The sequence below is a fragment of the Agrobacterium tumefaciens genome (genome assembly GCF_031801495.1).
Taxonomy (GTDB): Bacteria; Pseudomonadota; Alphaproteobacteria; order Rhizobiales; family Rhizobiaceae; genus Agrobacterium; species Agrobacterium tumefaciens_K.
In genome coordinates this window covers 2,098,167-2,117,335 of sequence record NZ_JAOEGC010000002.1, presented here as the reverse complement: position 1 = coordinate 2,117,335, position 19,169 = coordinate 2,098,167, and the positions used below count along the sequence as shown (strand labels likewise).

The window sequence follows — 19,169 nt, the reverse complement described above, 5'->3', positions numbered from 1 at the left end:
GGTGTTATAGCTGCTGCCGACGCGCGATGTTTCGGTTCTGGCCGAACTATGCCAGCGCGCTCTTCATCGCTTCGCCCGCCACATAGGTTTCGACGATCGTGCGGTCGTCGCCCATGGTGAGCATCAGGAACAGCTCTTCCGTCAGGCTTTTTACCACTTCCATCTTCAGCGCCATCGCGGGGGTAGAGGATGCATCGAGAACGGTGATGTCGGCATCTGTCCCGGCATCGAGCGTGCCGATGCGATCCACCATCGAGAGCGCTTCGGCGTTGCCGCGGGTCATCAGATACCAGCTCTCCAGCGGATTGAGGCGCTCTCCGAGAAGCTGCTGGATCTTGTAGGCTTCGTCCATGGTGCGCAGCATGGAGTAGCTCGAACCGCCGCCGATATCGGTCGCGACCGCAATGCGTACCGGCTTTTCGCGACGTTGCAGCTTTTTCATCGGGAACAGTCCCGAGCCGATGAACAGGTTGGAGGTCGGGCAATGCACGGCAACCGCGCCCGTCTCCGAAAGCACGTCGGCCTCGCGGTCGGACAGATGGATGGCGTGGCCGAGCAGCGTCTTTTTGCCCATCAGCCCATAACGGACGTAAATATCCGTGTAGTCGGTCGCTTCCGGGTAAAGCTCGCAGGTGTATTTGATCTCGTCCAGATTTTCCGAAAGATGGGTCTGGATGAAAAGGTCCGGGAATTCCTGCGCCAATGCCTGTGCGGCTTCCATTTGCCTCGGCGTGGAGGTGATGGCGAAGCGCGGCGTGATGGCGACGTGATTGCGGCCCTTGCCGTGCCAGTCGGCAATCACTGCCCTCGTCTCGTCGTAGGAGGTTTCCGGCGTGTCCAGCAGACCCTGCGGGGCGTTTCGGTCCATCATCACCTTGCCGCCGACCATCAGCATGTTGCGCTTGAGGGCTTCGGCAAAGAAAGCGTCGGCGGAGGTCTTGTGCACCGAGCAATAGGCAACCGCCGTCGTCGTGCCGTGGCGGATCAGTTCGTTATAGAAATGCGTGGCGATGCGCTGTGCGTGGGCGCTTTCCACGAAACGGCATTCCTCGGGGAAGGTATAGGTATTCAGCCATTCCAGCAAATTGGCGGCATAGGAGCCGATGACCTGCATCTGCGGAAAATGCAGGTGCATGTCGATCAGGCCCGGCACGATCAGATGCGGGCGGTGGTCCTTTTCCGCGACGTCTTCCGGCGCTTTTTCACGGATATCGGCATAGTTGCCGATGGCTGCGATCTTGCCGTTTTCGATGAGCAGGCCGCCATCCTCGATGTAAAGATAGCTCGCGTGATCGTCGATGGAGAACGGTGCGCGGTGGAAGCTCATGAGGCGGCCGCGCAGCAGAAGCATGCTCATTCTGTTTTTCCTTGGGAAACGGCGCTTTCATACCATGCGGTCAGCACCTTGCGTTCTTCCGGCGTGATCGCCGTGATGTTGCCGGGGGGCATTGCATGACTGCGGCCGGCTTGCAAATAGATTTCGCGGGCGTGGGCGGCGATCTGCGCATCCGTTTCCAGCTTCACCGATTTCGGCGTGAAGGGCACGCCTTCCCAGACCGGTTCCGCGGCGTGGCACATGGAACAGCGCCCCTGAACGACATCTCGGGCCGTTGCGAAATGGGCATCGCTGACGAAACGCTGCTGGACGGGAGAAAGCGTTGGCGCCTTCTCTTCCTGTTCGCCGGTCAGGATTTTCGGAACGGTGGAAAGCCACATGATGACGATGAAGATGATCGCCGTCAGAAGCCATGTCCATGTCGGCTTTCCCTTGCGGGCATGGGTGGTGTTGAACCAGTGGCGGATGGTTACGCCCATCAGGAACACCAGTGCGGCGATGATCCAGTTGAACTGCGTCGCGAAGGCCAACGGGTAGTGGTTCGAGAGCATGAAGAAGATGACGGGTAGCGTCAGGTAGTTGTTGTGCAGGGAACGCTGCTTGGCGATGCGGCCATATTTCGGATCCGGCGTGCGGCCCGCGATCAGGTCAGCCACGACGATCTTCTGGTTGGGGATGATGATGAAGAAGACGTTGGCCGACATGATGGTGGCGGTGAACGCGCCAAGATGCAGGAACGCGGCGCGGCCGGTGAAGACCTGCGTGTAGCCCCATGCCATCGCGACCAGCGCGACGTAAAGCACGATCATCAGCCCCCAGGTGTTGTTGCCGAGGGGGGACTTGCAGAGGAAATCGTAAAACAGCCAGCCGATGGCGAGCGACGCCAGCGAAAGACAGATCGCCTGAAACTGGGTCAGCGCGAGCACCGAGTGGTCGATGAGGAAGAGATCAGCTCCGCCATAATAGACGATGCACAGCATCGCAAAGCCGGAAAGCCATGTGGCGTAGCTTTCCCATTTGAACCACGTCAGATGTTCCGGCATCTGGGCCGGGGCCACCAGATATTTCTGGATATGATAGAAGCCGCCGCCATGGACCTGCCATTCCTCACCGTAGGCACCCGGCGGCAGGTGGGGTCTTTTCACCAGTCCAAGATCGAGCGCGATGAAATAAAAGGACGAGCCTATCCAGGCGACTGCCGTAATTACATGAAGCCACCGGACGGCAAAGGCCATCCATTCCCAGGCAATGGCGTATTCGTACATTCTGTTCCCCTGATGCTTTGCAGTGCACATTGCGAGAAATTTGCCGGGTAGGGAAGGGAAAAGCAGAGGCAACGGATCGATTGTTCACAATATGAGGTGTGAATGTCCACAACCTTGCCGGAAGTCAAGGGAATGCTGATGTTCCCGCGCCACAGTTCGAGATGATCTTTTGCGGCGCTTAGATTGCACTTAGCCGGCTACTGCGACTCAGCTAATATTGGATATGCAGCCAGTTCTTGTGCTACACTAAAAGGCTGCGGAGCCAAAAAACGATCTTATGACATGCTTCGCTTGGCGGTGTGCCGAAAGCGGGAGCTGCGATCCCTGGGGCGAGGGGGCAGTTGGGGTGTAGCAGGTCCCGATGACCATTGTGTCACGGGTTTGTAATGTCTGGATTTTGAATGAAGTGACGCAATGACCTTCCGGCTGCTGCCGTTGTTGTTCAACGGAGACGATGCCGATGCGCGTTATTCTGACAGTGATCTTTTTGCTGCTGGCGTTCAGTGCCACTGCCTTTGCCCATGAATCTCACAAGGGCTTCAAATACGAAAGCTACTGCTGCAACGGTGATGCCCATACGGGGGATTGCCAGATGATCCCGACGCGCAGCGTGCGCGTCACGCCGGATGGATATGAAGTCTCGCTTGCACCGGGTGACCACAGGCTTGTGACCAGGAAGCATATCTTCAACTGGTCGCAGCGCGAGGCCCGACGTTCGGAAGACGGGGAATATCACCTTTGTCTTTATCCGAACGAAGATACGCCGCGCTGCTTCTACGCACCCGATATGGGATTTTGATTTGTTACGGTTCGGCTTTCCTCGATACGTTTCAATATCCAGTCGCGGAACAATCTTATTTTCTTCTGGTTTTTCCGGCTTTCGGGATACACCAGCCAATAATCCTTGCCTTCTGAACTGAGCTGTTCGAAGGGCTGATAGAGGCGACCAAGTGCGATTTCGTCGGCGTAAAGCTCAGGCGTCAGCATGGCGACGCCCTGACCGGCTATGGCGGCTGCGGCCTCGAACGCCTGCACGCTGAGGCGGCTGCGCGGGTAGCGCGCGAGATCCGGATTTTCGATGCCTGCGTCCTTGAACCATTGTGTCCACCAGCTGTCACCGGGATCTATGATCCTCAGCTTCAAGAGGTCGTCCGGCGTTTTCAGCCCGCCTGCGCTTTTGGCCAGAGAGGGATGCAGCATCGGGCTGTAAACGCCGCGCAGCAGACGGTGATAGGTCAGTCCCGGCGTTTCACTGGTGCTCCAGCGGATTGCCACGTCGGCATCGGAGCGGGAAAAATCGATCAGCTCGCTCGAGGTATCAAGCTTGACCGCGATGGACGGGTTTTCAAGCTGGAACGAGCCGAGATGTTTTGAAAGCCAGCGGGACGCGAAGGTCGCCGTGGAGTGTATGTTCAACGTCGTATCGGCGGTGTCGCGGGCGCCGTTTACGGCGTCACGCAGAATGCCGAACCCTTCCGAGACTTTCGGCGCCAGCTTCTGCCCTGTTTCCGTCAATGCGACCTGCCGCGCCTTGCGCACGAACAGCGGTTCGCCGACGTTCTCTTCCAGCAGTTTGATCTGATAGCTCACGGCCGTCTGCGTCATGCCCAGTTCGTCACCGGCCTTGGTGAAGCTCAAATGTCTGGCGGCTGCCTCGAACACGCGCAATGCGTTCAACGGGAACTGGCGCGACATTTTCATGGATAAGTTCTCTTTATCTATAGAGGCAGAGGTTTCATTGGTTTTTCGATTGAAAACAAAGCATTTTTCGTCTCATGCATCAATTGAATTTCTGAATGGAGACGAGCATGCGGCGATATCTTTCGCATGCGTGGAGCCGCCTGTGCGCGGTTCTGCGGGCACTGGAACGGTTTGCTTTTGAAAGTTTCAGGTCGGATGATCTGGCGGGCGAAAGTCTGCCGGACGATATCAAGCGCGATCTGGGGATCAGGGATGGACGCGGCTGTGGTCGCGGTGAGTTCCGGCAAGAGAAACTGCTTGCAGCAACTCGGCTGCCACAAGGGCCGCTATGACGGCAGGCCGCTTGTCCTTCACCGCGTCGCCGCCAATCGGCAGCACCAAGTTTTTCAGACGGGAAGGCGGCTCACCCTCCCGCGCCATCCAGTGGGTGAACGTGGCGCGCTTGGTCTTCGAGCCGATCATGCCGACATAAGCGAGATTGGCGCGGGCAAGCGCTTCCTTCGCAATCAGGAAGTCCAGCGCGTGATCATGGGTGACGATGATCGCTGAACCATTTTCAGGGATATCCGCGACGGCTGCTTCCGGCATCGCTGTCAACACGGTTCTGGCCGTGTCCGGCAGGCCAACGAGTTCGTTCCGGCGCGTTTCCACCACCGTGACGATCAAGGGTAGTAGTGAAAGCGCCTGAGCCAGTGCCTTGCCCACGTGACCAGCGCCAAAAATGAAGACGGCGGGTTGTGTGTTCGCTTCATGGGCGAGCTTCTGCATTAGCCGCCCGGCCAGTTCTGCGGTGACGAAACGGAAACGCAACAGGGTTCTGCCGCCGCAGCACTGGCCGATTTCCGGTCCAAGCGGAATGTCCATCGTGTCGTCTGACACGCCGTTGCGCAGCATGGCGCGGGCATGGTCGATGGCCATATATTCGAACTGGCCGCCACCGATTGTTTCCCAGAGCGCCTGTTCGGTGACCAGCATGAAAGTGCCTGCCTCGCGCGGCGACGAGCCCTTCACCGCCTCGATTTCAACGAGGATGGCGGGGCCGCAACCGGCAAGGAACGAGGCGAGGCTGGGGTTCGGCATTGGCTCTTGCCCTCACACCTTCTTCAGCCGTTCCACCGCCATCAGCACGCGCTCAGGGGTTGCGGGCGCATCCAGACGCGGGCAGACCTTGTAGTCCGCGACGGAAGCGACTGCCATCGACAGCGCTTCCAGAACGGATATCGCCAGCATGAAGGGCGGCTCGCCAACGGCCTTGGAGCGACCGATGGTTGGCTCGGCATTTTCCGACCATTCCGCCAGCTTCACATTGAAGATTTTCGGACGGTCGGATGCGAGCGGGATCTTATAGGTCGACGGCGCGTGGGTGCGCAGCCGCCCCTTGGCGTCCCACCACAGTTCTTCGGTTGTCAGCCAGCCCATGCCCTGCACGAAAGCGCCTTCCACCTGACCGATATCGATGGCCGGGTTCAGCGATTTGCCGACATCGTGCAGGATATCGGTGCGTTCCATCATGTATTCGCCGGTCAGCGTGTCGATGGAGACTTCGGAGCATGATGCGCCATAGGCAAAATAATAGAACGGTGTGCCGCGTCCGGCGGCGCGATCCCAGTGGATTTTCGGCGTCTTGTAGAAACCGGCGGCGGACAGCTGCACGCGGGCGAAGTAGGCTTTTTTGATGAGATCGTTGAAGGCGATCTCATCCTGGCCGATCCGCACCCTGTTCGGCAGGAACACAACCTCGGTTTCCGGCACGTTCCAGCTCTCAGCAGCGAATTTGACGAGCCGGTCGCGGATTTGCCGGGCGGCATCGTAAGCCGCCATGCCGTTAAGGTCGGTGCCGGAGGATGCGGCAGTGGCGGAGGTGTTTGGCACCTTGCCTGTGGTGGTGGCGGTGATCTTCACCCGGCCGACATCCACCTGGAAGGTATCAGCCACCACCTGCGCGACCTTGGTGTAAAGACCCTGACCCATCTCGGTGCCGCCGTGGTTCAGGTGGATCGAGCCGTCATTGTAGACGTGCACCAGAGCGCCAGCCTGATTGAAGGCGGTCATGGTAAAGGAGATGCCGAATTTCACTGGCGTCAGCGCAATGCCCTTGCGGATGACAGGGCTTGTCCTGTTGAACTCGATGATTGCCTGCCGGCGGGCCTGATAATCGGCCGAGGTTTCCAGCTCCTCGACGATCCGGGCGATGATGTTGTCCTCGACCTCCTGATGGTAGGGGGTCAGAGTGCGGTCGGAACCCTGCTGCCCGTAGAAATTCAGCTTGCGGATTTCGAGCGGATCCTTGCCGACCGCATAGGCGATTTCCTCGATGAAGCGCTCGCCACCGACCATGCCCTGCGGGCCACCGAAGCCGCGGAAGGCGGTGTTGGATACCGTGTGGGTTTTCAGAGGCTTCGAGGCAAGATGCACATGCGGGTAGAAATAGCTGGAATCCGCGTGAAACAGGGCGCGGTCGGTTACAGGACCGGAAAGGTCTGACGAAAAACCGCAGCGCGCCGCATAGGTCGCATCGACCGCATGGATGCGGCCTTCCTCGTCGAAACCGAGTTCGTAATCGACACGGAAATCATGGCGTTTGCCGGTGGCAGTCATGTCCTCGTCGCGGTCGGGGCGGATTTTGACGGCTCGGTTCAGCTTTTTGGCGGCAATCGCGCAAAGGGCGGCGAACTGGTTGCCCTGCGTTTCCTTGCCACCGAAGCCGCCGCCCATGCGCCGTACCTGCACGGTGACGGCATTCGACGGCACCTGAAGGATATGGCTGACGATGTGCTGGATTTCGCTCGGGTGCTGGGTGGAACTCCACACCGTCACTTCGTCATCCTCGCCCGGCACCGCCATGGCGATGTGGCTTTCAAGGTAGAAATGTTCCTGCCCGCCGATGCGCATCGTGCCGGTCAGGCGGCGCGGGGCGACATCCATCTCGATCTTCGCGTCGCCGCGTTGCAGCACCATGCCGGGCGTTACCAGCGGCTCGCCATTTTCCAGCGCGCCGTCGATATCGCTCCAGTGCGGCAGATCCTTGTAGGTGATCTTTGCCTTGCGGGCCGCCTTGCGGGCGATGTCGCGGGTTTCCGCAAACACCGCGAAAATCGGCTGGCCATGGAACTCAACCAGTTTGTCCGCCAGCAGGGGCTCGTCATGGCGGCCGCCGGAGGATACGTCGTTTTCGCCAGGAACGTCTTTCCCGGTCATGACCCACAGGACACCCGGCGTCGCCTCGACCTCGGACAAATCCATCGAAACGATTTCGGCATGCGTCCGGTCGGCCATGCCAAGAGCGCCATGGATCAGCCCTGCGGGTTCGGGGATATCATCGATGTATTCGGCGGTACCCGTCACATGCTTGTGGGCGGAATCGTGCCGCAGCGAAGCGTGCATGTGGCCGTCGATCTGCGCCTCGGTCTTGTCGAAGGTTGTCGTGTCCATGTCTCAAGCCTCCTCCAGCGCAAAACGTTCGAGCGATTGCGCGGTGCCGGTGGTTTCGAGAAAAAAGCGTGCCAGCAGGTTCTTCGCTGTCAGTTGCCGGTATTCGGCCGTCGCACGCCAGTCGGTCAGCGGTGTGAAGTCCTCGTCCAGCGTGTCGCGGACAGCATCAATGGTGTCCTGCGCCCAGATTTTGCCGAGTAGCGCTGCTTCGAGATGCGCCGCGCGCTTCGGCGTGCCTGCCATGCCGCCGAACGCGATGCGGATGTCCTCGACGGTGCCCTCGGCATCGAGCGTCAGGCTGAATGCGGCGCAGAGCGCTGAGATATCCTCGTCTCGCCGCTTGGAAATCTTGTAGACGGCGTAACGGCTTTCAGCCTTCGGCAGCGGAATGAAGAGCTTCTCGACGAATTCGCCGCTCAAGCGGTCCTGTCTGCCATATTCGATGAAGTAGTTTTCCAGCGGCAGGGTGCGTGCGCCAGACGATGAGCGCAACGTCAGCGTCGCGCCAAGCGCGATCAGGGCCGGCGGCGTGTCGCCTATGGGCGAGCCGTTGGCGATGTTGCCGCCAATCGTTCCCATGTTGCGCACCTGCTCGCCGCCGATGCGGTCGATCAGCTTCGCGAGCGGATGAATATGACCGGCGATCGTTTTGAACGCCTGGCTGTAGGTCACACCTGCACCCAGCGTTATGCCCTCGTCATCTACGGTAATCGTCTGCAATTCGGAAAGATTGTTGATGAAGATGACCGGGTTCAGAGCCCGCATCTGCTTCGTCACCCACAGGCCGACGTCGGTTGAGCCTGCAACAATGGTCGCCTTCGGCTCGGTCGCGTAGAGGTTGATGAGGTCGCTCAGCGTGGCAGGAATGATCGTGCGCTCGTCGCCTCTGGTGACGACGATGGTTTCGTTCGTCCGGATCGCCCAGAGCCGGGCCATGATGTCGGTGCGGTCGCGTTGCAGCGGATCGAAAAGTGCGCTCGGGCGGGCTGTGGCGATCTTTTCCGCGGCGCGGACGATCGGCTCGTAGCCCGTGCATCGACAGAGATTGCCTTGCAAGGCTTTTTCGATATCTGCCCGCGAGGGATTTTCCGTCGCAAGCCAGAGGCCGTAGAGCGACATGATGAAACCAGGCGTGCAGAAGCCGCATTGCGAACCGTGGAAATCCACCATTGCCTGCTGGACTGGATGCAGTGTGCCGTCACGCGCAGCGAGATGCTCCACCGTCACGATATGCGTGCCGTGCAGCGAGCCGAGGAAGCGGATACAGGCATTGACGCCCTCGTAGCGCAGCGAACCATCGACGAGACGTCCGACCAGAACGGTGCAGGCGCCGCAATCGCCTTCCGCACAACCTTCCTTGCTGCCTGTCAGCCGTCTGGTCAGCCGAAGGTAATCAAGAAGCGTGTCGGTTGGTCCAAAATCCTTCAACGAGACGGTTTCGTTGTTGAGGATGAAACTGATTGCGTTGATCATGCACTGCCTTGCTTCGTTGCCCGGCAAATCGCCGGGTGCTGTTCCGCTTTGAATTCTTGTTGTTATGTATGTCTTTATCCCGAAACGCGCCCCCCTTTCGGGATATGTATCTTATGCACGCCCTATGGTGCAGATCGATTTCCGTTTTGGAAATTCATTGCTTCTGAAACGGAAACAGATGCCGATGATTATTGCGCCGTCCAGCCGCCATCGACCGAAATATGCGTGCCGGTGATATGGTTGGCAGCGTCGCTTGCAAGAAACAGAGCCGTCGCCGCAACATCCTCGACCGTGACAAATTCCTTTATCGCCTGCAGTTCCAGCATCACGTCGTTCTTGACCGCTTCTTCGGTGATACCGCGCGCCTTTGCCATTTCCGGTATCTGCTTCTCGACCAGCGGGGTCAGTACGTAGCCGGGGCAGATGGCATTGACGGTGATGCCGGTCTGGGCAAGCTCGAGCGCCGCCGTCTTCGTCAGTCCCATGATGCCGTGCTTGGCCGCGACGTAAGCCGATTTGAGCGGCGAGGCGACGAGGCCATGGGCAGAGGAAATGTTGATGATGCGGCCTTTGCCCGCCTTCTTCATCAATGGTATCGCAGCCCGCATGCTATGGAAGGAACTCGTCAGATTGATGGCGATGATCGCATCCCATTTTTCAGGCGGGAACTCGTCCACCGGCGCGATGTGCTGCACACCGGCATTGTTGACCAGCACGTCGACGGATCCCAGTTTCTCGAAGGAGGAATTGACGAGATCGGCGATCTCATCCGGGTTGGTCATGTCGGCCGGGTGATACAGCACACGTCCGCCGCTTTCGGCTTCCAGCAGCAGCCGGAGCTTTTCGATCTCGTCTTCGTCGCCGAAGCCGTTCAACACGATATTGGCTCCGTCTCTTGCAAACGCCTGGGCGATGGCAAGGCCGATACCACTTGTGGAACCTGTCACGATAACTGTCCGATGCATGCATTCCCCTTCTGGCATTACCTCGCACATATATAAGGAGCGTATGCCCAAACCGGCCCGGCTGGCAATCGGCATTTGAAGATTGCTGCGCGATACGCCTCACGCGGGAAGAGCATGACGCAGCCGGAGACGTGAAAATCTGCTTCCATCCATTTTGTCGAAGGGAACGTTCCAGATTTTCCGGTTTGTTTTGGCGGTAATGGATGCCTATCTCAAGTACACGACGAACACAGGTACCGGAAGAGAGCATCGGATATGGAACTCGGTCTTTATACCTTCGCGGATGTCGATCCCAACCCTGCCGACGGACGCGGGCCGGAAGGTGCGCGGCGTCTAAAAAACCTCCTGGAGGAAATCGAGCTGGCCGATCAGGTGGGACTGGATGTTTTCGGACTGGGCGAACACCATCGACCCGACTACGTGGCGTCCTCGCCCTCGACCGTGCTTGCGGCGGCAGCGGTGAAAACGAAAAACATCCGGCTGACCAGCGCGGTGACAGTTCTCAGCTCTGATGATCCGGTGCGGGTCTTCCAGCAGTTCTCAACCGTCGATCTGCTATCAAACGGTCGTGCGGAGATCATGGCCGGGCGTGGCTCGTTCATCGAATCCTATCCGCTGTTCGGGTATAATCTTGAAGACTACGATGAGCTTTTCACGGAAAAGCTCGATCTGCTTCTGGCACTGCGCGAGCAGGAGATCATCACCTGGAGCGGGGCAAAACGTGCGCCGATAAACGGCCGTGGTGTCTATCCGCGTCCCTTGCAGGAAAAACTGCCGGTCTGGATCGCCGTTGGCGGTACGCCGCAATCGGTGGCGCGGGCGGGTGCTATGGGGCTGCCGGTGGCGCTTGCGATCATCGGCGGCGAGTATCGCCGCTTCGCTCCGTTGTTCGACCTTTATCACGAGGCGGCCCGCAGGGCGGGACAGGACAAGACGAAGCTGCGCACCAGCATCAACGTGCATGGTTTCATCGCCGATACGACGGAGAAGGCTGCCGACCAGTTTTATGGTCCGCAGGCGGAGGTGATGGACCGGCTCGGCCGCGAGCGGGGATGGGGGCCGACGAACCGCGCCCAATTCGATGCCGCGCGAGGACCGGAAGGCAATCTCTTCCTCGGTGAACCGGAGCAGGTGGCCGAAAAGATCATAAAAGCGCACGGCGTCTTCAAGAATGATCGCTTCCTGTTGCAGATGGCGATCGGGCTTATGCCGCACGAACACATCATGCGCGGCATCGAGCTTTACGGCACGAAAGTCGCGCCGATTGTCAGAAAAGAATTGACTGGCAGTGCTGATCCGTTGAAAGCCACAGCCTGATTGACGAGAATGGCGGCGTTTTCGGAAAGCGCCGCCTCAAGAATACGGACGAAAGAATGGTCATATCCACCGACGAAGAACTGGCGATGCTGAAGGATGTCGGCCGGATCTGTGCGCTTGCGATGCAGACCATGGCCGATGCGCTCGAACCCGGCATCACCACGGCGGAACTGGATGCGATCGGCCGCAAGGTACTGGAAGACAACGGTGCGCAATCCGCGCCGGAATTCTGCTACCAGTTCCCGGGTGCGACCTGCATCAGCGTGAACGAAGAAGTGGCGCACGGCATTCCCGGACCGCGCATCATCAAGGCGGGCGATCTCGTCAACATCGACGTTTCCGCGGTGAAGAACGGTTTCTTCGGCGATACCGGCTCATCCTTTGCCGTGCCGCCGGTCAAGAAGGAAATCGAGCGGCTTTGCCGGGATGGCAAGCGGGCTATGTGGACCGGATTGCAGCAGGTGAAATCCGGGCGTCCCTATGCCGATATCGGCAATTCCATCGGTGCCTTTGCCAAGAAGAACCGCTACACGCTGATCACCAATCTGGCGAGCCATGGCATCGGCCGTTCGTTGCACGAGGAACCGAAAGAGCTGGCAACGTGGCCGGACAAGGCCGAACGGCGCATCATGCAGGAAGGTGCCGTGTTCACTGTCGAGCCGTTCTTGTCCATGGGCGCTTACTGGGCGGAAGACGGTGACGACGATGCCTGGACGCTGTTCAGCGATCCGAGCGCGCCGACCGTTCAGTTCGAACATACCGTGGTAGCGACGAAAAACGGCCCGCTCGTTCTGACGCTTGTCGAGTGATCGATCAGGATCGGTCATCGCGGCAATCAAAATAACTTGTTTGTCGGTTGGCGAGGCGGCTGCGATAAGCCAGCCATGACCTCCTCCGACCACATTTCGAATGGGCGCCTCGTTGCGCTAGGCTTCAGCGGCGCATTGATGATGGCGTCCGCCATGGGCTTCGGCCGCTTTTCCTTCACGCCCATCCTGCCCGGCATGATGTCGGACATTCCGTTATCGGCCAGCGACGCCGGTATCGTCGCGGCCGGTAATTTCACCGGCTATATGGCGGGTGCCATTCTGGCGGCCTATTCCTGGGCAGAGGGTCGAGAGCGGCTGGTCGCTCTTTCCGGTCTGCTGGCGACCGGTGTCCTGCTGTTCGCCATGGCTGCGTTCGATAGTGTCACGGCATTCACGGTCATTCGTTTTCTGGCCGGTGTCGCCAGCGCTTTCACGATGATCTTCACGTCTCAGATCGTCATCGGTCATGCGATGCAGGCTGGTAAAGACCATATTCAGGCTCTGCATTTTGGCGGCGTCGGTGCGGGCATCGCGATATCCTCGCTTGCGGTTTACCTGATTGGCGTTGTTTTCCACGGCAGCGGGGCCTCCTGGCGGGAAGAGTGGGTTGCCGGTGGCATCTTCACATTCGCAACGCTGGCCATCGTGTGGCGTGTTCTGCCTGCCGGACCACCGCGACACGCTTCCGCCGCTGCCGAGCCGCCGCTCCAATGGAAGCGGCCGCTTGTTCTGACCACGTTTGCCTACGGGCTGTTCGGCTTCGGCTACGTCATTACCGCGACCTTTATCGTCGCCATCGCGCGCATGGCGTCTGCCGGTGCTTTCGTGGAGTTCCTTGCCTGGTTCGTGACCGGGTGCGCTGCGGCTGTTTCGTTGTTTCTGTGGAAGCCGGTGTTGAAGGCGCAGGGGTTGAAGCGGGCGTTTGTGATCGTGCTCGCGGTGGAGGCTGTGGGTGTCCTGGGATCGGTGATGCTGCCGCCCGTCGCAGGTGTTCTGACGGGTGGCCTGTTGCTCGGGCTTACCTTCATGGTCATCACGGCCTACGGGCTGCAGCTCGGGCGTGAATTTGCGGCGGGCAGTCCCCGACGCGCCTTCGCCTTCATGACGGCGGCCTTCGGAACGGGGCAGATCATCGGTCCGCTTGCCGCCGGCTGGATCGCCGAGCTAACCGGAAATTTCACCGCTCCCTCGATCCTTGCTGCCTGCGTTCTGACCGTCAGCATTCTTCTGATGTTGCCTGTGCTCGCGGCCGACGCGGGACGCTGAAAGCCCTTCACGCGGCCGATATGCCTTACATCTTGTTAAGGTACGCGCTTCGACATTGCTGTGCACAAATTTCTGCCCTAGGTTCGCGCCAATAAGTGCTTCGCCAATAATGGCCGATCTCAAACGCGCGTGGACTAAAAACGTGTTTCATTCCTTCTTTCCCAAACCGAAGCTGTTTTTTACCTCGGCGGCTTTGTGGACCATCGTGTGCATTGCCGTGTGGTACAGCATCGGTCCGCAATTGGGCGCTGCCCTTGGCATGCCACCCTTGGCTCCGGGCGAAACGGCACCTCTTGGTATCGCGTATTTCTTTTCCCGTGATAACGTCTGGTTCTATCTCTACTTCACGATTTTCGTGGCGATATTCGGTGTGGCCTGGCAAGTGATTGCCAAGGATCATCCATGGACCAACTGGTCGATATGGGGTTCGGCATTCATCATCTTCATCGCCTATTTCGCAGTTCAGGTTTCCGTCGCCATCAACAATTGGCGTGGCCCGTTCTTCGATCTTTTCCAGCGCGCGCTGGAGGGGCAGCCGGGGATCGAGGCAAGCCAGTTCTATGCACTTCAGTTGCGCTTCCTGGAGATCGGCATGGTCGGCGTGGCGATGAACGTCACAACGGCTTTCTTTACCAGCCACTACGTTTTCCGCTGGCGTACCGCGATGAACGATTTCTACCTGTCGAAATGGGACAAGCTTCGCCACATCGAGGGTGCTTCTCAGCGTGTTCAGGAAGATACGATGCGTTTTGCATCGATCGTCGAAGGCCTCGGCGTTGTCCTGATCAACTCGGTCATGACCCTTGTTGTGTTCCTGCCGCTGCTGTTCCAGATGTCGGCCAATGTGACCGAGTTGCCGTTCCTCGGCGCGATCCCGCATTCGCTGTTCTGGCTTGCTTTGTTGTGGTCCGTTTTCGGTACGGTGCTTCTTGCCGTTGTCGGTATGAAGCTTCCCGGTCTGCAGTTCCGTAATCAGCGCGTCGAGGCCGCGTTCCGCAAGGAACTGGTCTACGGCGAAGATCATGGTGACCGTGCCCAACCGCCGACCATGCGTGAGCTGTTCGCCAATGTACGCAAGAACTATTTCCGCATGTACTGGCACTATCTCTATTTCAACGTCGCTCGCTACACGTTCGGCCAGCTCGATGCGATCATCCTGACCTTCATGTTGATCCCGACCATTGTCGCCGCGAAGATCACCATGGGCGTATGGCAGCAGATCGCCACGGCTTTCGGTCAGGTCAGCGACAGCTTCCAGTATCTCGTCAGCTCCTGGTCTACGATCATCGAGCTTCTGTCGATCCGCAAACGTCTGGTCGCCTTCGAAGCGGCGATCGACGACCAGCCCTTGCCCGCTATCGATGAGCGTTATCTGCAGCGTGAGGCTGAAGAGGGTGAAATGGCGGCCAACCGGCCGTAACGAAAACAAAAGGGCGGCCAATCAGCCGCCCTTTTTTGTTGTCGGTCCGGCCTTCAGCCTTCCGTCTTGTGCTTCTGGCGCGCCTCGATCATCGGCATCGCCCGTGCGTAACTGACGCAGGCGACATCCTCTTTCTTGCAGACCTCGCGCAACAACCGCTCGAAAGCGTTCCAGTATGCGCCGCCGTTCATCTTGACGAAGTGGAAGCCGAGCTGCAGGGGAATGCGCTCGCCGTTGTATTGCCGGTCGAACGCGTTGCGGAACGCCGCATAGGCGCGTTCCTCGAACTCTTTCGAGCGGTCGGGCGTCTCGACGCCGATGGAGTGGCGGATGAACAGATTGTAGTCCATGCCAATGATCAGCCGGTTGCTCGGACCTTCGGGGATAAGCGGAAGGCCGAAATGTTCGATGCCTTCACGTTCCACCGGCCACTCCGGCCCCTTGCTGATGCTGGTGGCATCGTAGACGAAGCCGTGTTTTTTCTGCGCGGCGGTCAAGGCCGGGCTTTGCGAGAGATAGGGCGCGCGAAAGCCGTTGATCTTTTTCACCATGTCGCGCCAGCCGTCGGGTTCCTCGCCCTTCTTGCCGATCATCTGCCATGCGTTTTCCAGCGTGCTGGTGAAAGTGGTGAACTCCGCGTCCCACTGCTCCATCGTCCATTGCCCGCCATCGAAATGGCCGCAGGTGTGGTTGCCGATCTCGTGACCTTCCCGATAAGCGGACCAGATGTTTCTGAGGCGCGTCTCGACATCCTCGATGGACTGGCCGAAACCGACATTGGAGCGGCCTGCCTTCTGGCCCGGCGCCTGATAGGTTTTGGCGCTGGTCTTGCGGTCCATCACCAGCGTGCAGGCGAGGAAATAGGTGAAATGCGCGCCGGTTTCCTTTGCCGTCGCGCGGCTTCTTTCCCACAGCGTATTGTCGCCTGCGCCATCGAAGGAGACGATCACAAGCTGTTTGGATCTGTCCGCCGTCTGGGCGAACGCCGGGGCAGCGATACAGAAAGACAGGGAAAGGGCGGCAAAACGGGCAAACATCAGCTATCCGGAACATGAAACACTGTGGCCTTTTGACGCCGGAATAAGGCGAAGCTTTGAATAATCTGGCTTTTTCGCTCCGATCGGCCTAATTCCTTTTGTCAGGCCGTCACGGCCCCGGCGATTGCGGACATCAGGGGGATATCCAGCATGTTCTTTTTCATACTCTGTCTTATCTTCTTTTTCCTGACGCATACGCTCAGTGTGTTTGCGCCGCAGTTTCGCGCCAACGCGATTGCCCGCATCGGGCTTGGGCCGTTCAGGGGGCTCTATTCGCTCGTCAGCATTATTGCCATCGTTCTCCTGGTCTACGGGTTCGGCGAGGCACGGCAGGAAACCGGCATACTGTGGTATCCGCCAATCTGGATGAGCCATATCGCGCTGACGCTGATGCTGCTGTCGATGATCTGTCTTGTCGCCAGCCTTGTTCCGGCTGGCCACATAGCCACGAAGACGAAGCACCCGCTGGTTCTGGCGGTGAAGATCTGGGCTCTCGCTCATCTTATGGCGAACGGTGAAACCTCGTCGGTTCTGCTTTTCGCGTCATTTCTCGCATGGGGCGTTGTGTTGCGCATTTCGCTCAAGCGGCGGGAGCGGGCAGGGGAGCATGTCGTGCGTCCGTTCGTGTCGGGCCGTTACGATATCATCGCCGTGATCGGCGGCGTTGCGCTCTGGGCCGCGTTCATATTCAAGCTGCACGAATGGTTGATCGGCGTACAACCGCTCGCGATGTAGGAAATCGACGTTTCCCCCTTACATATAAGGCGAAAACGCTCTAGAAGGCCGACCATAGCTTGGTGGGCCTTTTTTGCTGGCTACCGCCAGCGCGCCTTGGCATGTCCGCCGACGGGTTGGTCACAGCGACCTTTCCGGGTGGATAACGGAGAATTCGATGGCAAACGAAAATGATACCTTTATCCGCGAAGTGAACGAGCAGATCCGTTCGGAACAGCTCTCCAACTTCTGGGGCCGTTACGGGATCGTGGTTGTGGGAACCGCGGTTCTTATCGTGCTCGGTGCAGCCGGTGCCGGTATCTATGAATACTGGAACAACAGCCGCGCCTCGAATTCCGGCGATCAATTCCTGGCGGCGTTGCAGCTAGCATCCGATAACAAGACGGATGAGGCGCTGAAGGCTTTTGCGGACCTCGAAACGTCCGGTCACGGCAACTATCCGGTTCTGGCGAAGTTCCGTTCGGCGACGCTTCTGGCCCAGAAGGGCGATGCGGCCGGCGCCATCGCCGCCTTCACCGATATCGGCAACGACACGTCTGCACCGCAGGTATTTCAAGATACGGCCAAGGTACGCGCCGCGTGGCTGCTGGTCGACAACGGAACCTACGATCAGGTCGTTGCACTGGCGGAGCCTCTCAGCGGCGAAGGCCAGACCATGCGCGCTTCCGCACGCGAGGCTCTTGGTCTGTCGGCCTACAAGGCTGGCGACTTCGTCAAGGCAAAACAATGGTTCGATCAGATCGTGACCGATGCGCAGGCACCGCGTAACGTAACGAACCGCGCACAGATCATGCTCGACAACATCACCGCTTCGGGCAAAGCTTCGTAACAGAGCTTTTCCATCTTCAAGGAACTACGATCAATGAACTTCACCGTCGCCATAGTCGGGCGTCCCAATGTCGGAAAGTCCACGCTTTTCAACCGTCTGGTCGGAAAGAAGCTCGCGCTTGTGGACGACACGCCGGGTGTGACCCGTGACCGCCGTCCCGGCGAGGCGAAGCTTGTCGATCTGCGCTTTACCATCATCGATACCGCCGGCCTGGAGCAATCCGGTCCCGAGACGCTTCAGGGGCGCATGTGGGCGCAGACGGAAGAGGCGATCGAGGAGGCCGACCTCAGCCTGTTCGTCGTCGATGCCAAGAACGGTTTAACGCCCGCCGACGAAACGCTGGCCGAAATGCTGCGCCGTCGCGGCAAGCCGGTGGTTCTGGTGGCCAACAAATCGGAAGCGCGCGGTTCGGATGGCGGCTTTTACGATGCCTATACGCTGGGCCTTGGAGAGCCTTGCCCGATTTCCGCCGAACACGGTCAGGGCATGCTCGACCTGCGCGACGCCATTGTCGCTGCCATCGGCGAAGATGTTGCCTTTCCGCCGGAGGTGGATGAGGCCGAAACCAATATCGTCATTCCCCGCTCGGAGTCGGAAGACGAGGATGATGAAGATGAAGAGCCGGTCTACGACGATACGAAGCCACTTCGCGTCGCCATCATTGGCCGTCCGAATGCGGGCAAGTCGACGCTCATCAACCGTTTCCTCGGCGAAGACCGCCTTCTGACCGGTCCGGAAGCGGGTATCACCCGCGACAGCATCTCCGTCGAATGGGACTGGCGCGGCCGCACCATCAAGATGTTCGATACGGCCGGTATGCGCCGCAAGGCAAAGGTCACGGAAAAGCTCGAGAAGCTTTCCGTTGCGGATTCCCTGCGCTCCATCCGTTTTGCCGAAACTGTCGTTATCGTCTTTGACAGCACCATTCCCTTCGAAAAGCAGGATCTGCAGCTTGTCGATCTCGTTATTCGCGAAGGACGGGCTGCTGTGCTCGCCTTCAACAAATGGGATCTGGTTGAAGACCCGCAGGCGTACCTTGCCGATCTGCGTGAAAAGACCGAGCGGCTTCTGCCGCAGGCGCGCGGCATCCGTGCCGTGCCGATTTCCGGCCAAACGGGTTACGGCCTCGACAGGCTGATGCAGAACATCATCGATACGGACAAGGTCTGGAACCGCCGCATTTCCACGGCGCGGCTCAACCGCTGGCTGGATGCGCAGACGACGCAGCATCCGCCTCCGGCCGTTTCCGGCCGTCGTCTGCGTTTGAAGTACATGACGCAGGTCAAGGCGCGCCCACCGGCTTTCATGATCTCCTGCACGCGTCCGGAAGCCATTCCGGAAAGTTATACGCGTTATCTCGTAAACGGCCTGCGCAAGGATTTCGACATGCCGGGCGTGCCGATCCGCGTACATTATCGCGGCTCCGACAATCCGTTCGAAGGCAAGGCGAAAAAGAAGCGGTAATTCTCATAAGGTTTTGGACCGCTTTTCCGTCATTCCGGCCTGGAGCCGGAATCCTGTAGCGTCGTGTCTGCGACGCTGGAGAGCCATTCGCGATCAAAGACTTGGTCGCGCCGGATCCCG

The 19,169-nt window shown here is 59.1% G+C and carries 16 protein-coding genes; 8 read left to right on the top strand and 8 right to left on the bottom strand.

The genetic code is table 11. The features are described from left to right. Positions 1 to 46: 46 nt before the first annotated feature. Complete coding sequence (gene guaD / locus N7578_RS19665) at positions 47 to 1,357, bottom strand: guanine deaminase (RefSeq protein WP_311111910.1); 1,311 nt, start codon at positions 1,355 to 1,357, stop codon at positions 47 to 49. Then, positions 1,354 to 2,601: a urate hydroxylase PuuD gene (puuD, locus tag N7578_RS19660; protein ID WP_311111909.1), complete on the bottom strand. Its 1,248-nt coding sequence runs from the start codon at positions 2,599 to 2,601 to the stop codon at positions 1,354 to 1,356. Before puuD ends, guaD begins: the two co-directional genes overlap by 4 nt. A 460-nt stretch (positions 2,602 to 3,061) precedes the next feature. Between puuD and N7578_RS19655 the strand changes: the two genes are divergently transcribed. Next, a complete protein-coding gene (locus N7578_RS19655) occupies positions 3,062 to 3,400 on the top strand; it encodes a hypothetical protein (protein WP_311111908.1) in 339 nt (112 codons plus the stop codon). Here the strand turns inward: N7578_RS19655 and N7578_RS19650 are convergent. From N7578_RS19650 to N7578_RS19630, 5 genes are all read right to left on the bottom strand, one after another. Continuing rightward, a complete protein-coding gene (locus tag N7578_RS19650; RefSeq protein WP_311111907.1) occupies positions 3,376 to 4,302 on the bottom strand; it encodes a LysR substrate-binding domain-containing protein in 927 nt (308 codons plus the stop codon). The genes N7578_RS19655 and N7578_RS19650 overlap by 25 nt on opposite strands. Positions 4,303 to 4,548: 246 nt before the next feature. After that, a complete protein-coding gene (xdhC, locus tag N7578_RS19645) occupies positions 4,549 to 5,382 on the bottom strand; it encodes a xanthine dehydrogenase accessory protein XdhC (protein ID WP_311111906.1) in 834 nt (277 codons plus the stop codon). A gap of 12 nt (positions 5,383 to 5,394) precedes the next feature. Beyond that, positions 5,395 to 7,734, bottom strand: a complete 2,340-nt coding sequence (gene xdhB, locus N7578_RS19640; RefSeq protein ID WP_311111905.1) for a xanthine dehydrogenase molybdopterin binding subunit — start codon at positions 7,732 to 7,734, stop codon at positions 5,395 to 5,397. Between the two features lie 3 nt (positions 7,735 to 7,737). After that, the gene (gene xdhA / locus N7578_RS19635) at positions 7,738 to 9,207 is read right to left on the bottom strand and encodes a xanthine dehydrogenase small subunit (protein WP_311111904.1); all 1,470 of its coding nucleotides are present in this window, start codon (positions 9,205 to 9,207) and stop codon (positions 7,738 to 7,740) included. A 188-nt stretch (positions 9,208 to 9,395) separates the two neighbouring features. Continuing rightward, on the bottom strand, positions 9,396 to 10,172 hold the full coding sequence (locus N7578_RS19630) for a 3-hydroxybutyrate dehydrogenase (RefSeq protein WP_311111903.1): 777 nt from the start codon (positions 10,170 to 10,172) through the stop codon (positions 9,396 to 9,398). 255 nt (positions 10,173 to 10,427) lie between these two features. Here N7578_RS19630 and N7578_RS19625 point away from each other — a divergent pair, with 255 nt between their 5' ends. From N7578_RS19625 to sbmA, 4 genes are all read left to right on the top strand, one after another. Continuing rightward, positions 10,428 to 11,489, top strand: coding sequence for an LLM class flavin-dependent oxidoreductase (locus N7578_RS19625; protein WP_311111902.1), 1,062 nt, complete (start codon positions 10,428 to 10,430; stop codon positions 11,487 to 11,489). Between the two features lie 56 nt (positions 11,490 to 11,545). Further along, positions 11,546 to 12,298: a type I methionyl aminopeptidase gene (gene map, locus N7578_RS19620; RefSeq protein ID WP_311111901.1), complete on the top strand. Its 753-nt coding sequence runs from the start codon at positions 11,546 to 11,548 to the stop codon at positions 12,296 to 12,298. Between the two features lie 75 nt (positions 12,299 to 12,373). Further along, a complete protein-coding gene (locus N7578_RS19615; protein ID WP_311111900.1) occupies positions 12,374 to 13,564 on the top strand; it encodes an MFS transporter in 1,191 nt (396 codons plus the stop codon). Between the two features lie 142 nt (positions 13,565 to 13,706). Continuing rightward, a complete protein-coding gene (gene sbmA, locus N7578_RS19610; RefSeq protein ID WP_311111899.1) occupies positions 13,707 to 14,984 on the top strand; it encodes a peptide antibiotic transporter SbmA in 1,278 nt (425 codons plus the stop codon). Positions 14,985 to 15,037: 53 nt separating this feature from the next. On the opposite strand, the gene N7578_RS19605 is transcribed toward sbmA, so the two are convergent. After that, a complete protein-coding gene (locus tag N7578_RS19605; RefSeq protein WP_311111898.1) occupies positions 15,038 to 16,021 on the bottom strand; it encodes a polysaccharide deacetylase family protein in 984 nt (327 codons plus the stop codon). A 150-nt stretch (positions 16,022 to 16,171) separates the two neighbouring features. Between N7578_RS19605 and N7578_RS19600 the strand changes: the two genes are divergently transcribed. The 3 genes from N7578_RS19600 (at position 16,172) to der (ending at position 19,049) form a co-directional block, all read left to right on the top strand. Then, entirely contained in the window at positions 16,172 to 16,756 is a 585-nt protein-coding gene (locus N7578_RS19600) for an NnrU family protein (protein ID WP_311111897.1), read from the top strand. Between the two features lie 157 nt (positions 16,757 to 16,913). After that, positions 16,914 to 17,585, top strand: a complete 672-nt coding sequence (locus tag N7578_RS19595; protein WP_311111896.1) for a tetratricopeptide repeat protein — start codon at positions 16,914 to 16,916, stop codon at positions 17,583 to 17,585. A 33-nt stretch (positions 17,586 to 17,618) separates the two neighbouring features. Next, positions 17,619 to 19,049 (top strand): ribosome biogenesis GTPase Der, encoded by a 1,431-nt coding sequence (gene der / locus N7578_RS19590; RefSeq protein WP_311111895.1) that lies wholly within the window; start codon positions 17,619 to 17,621, stop codon positions 19,047 to 19,049. Positions 19,050 to 19,169: the final 120 nt, after the last annotated feature.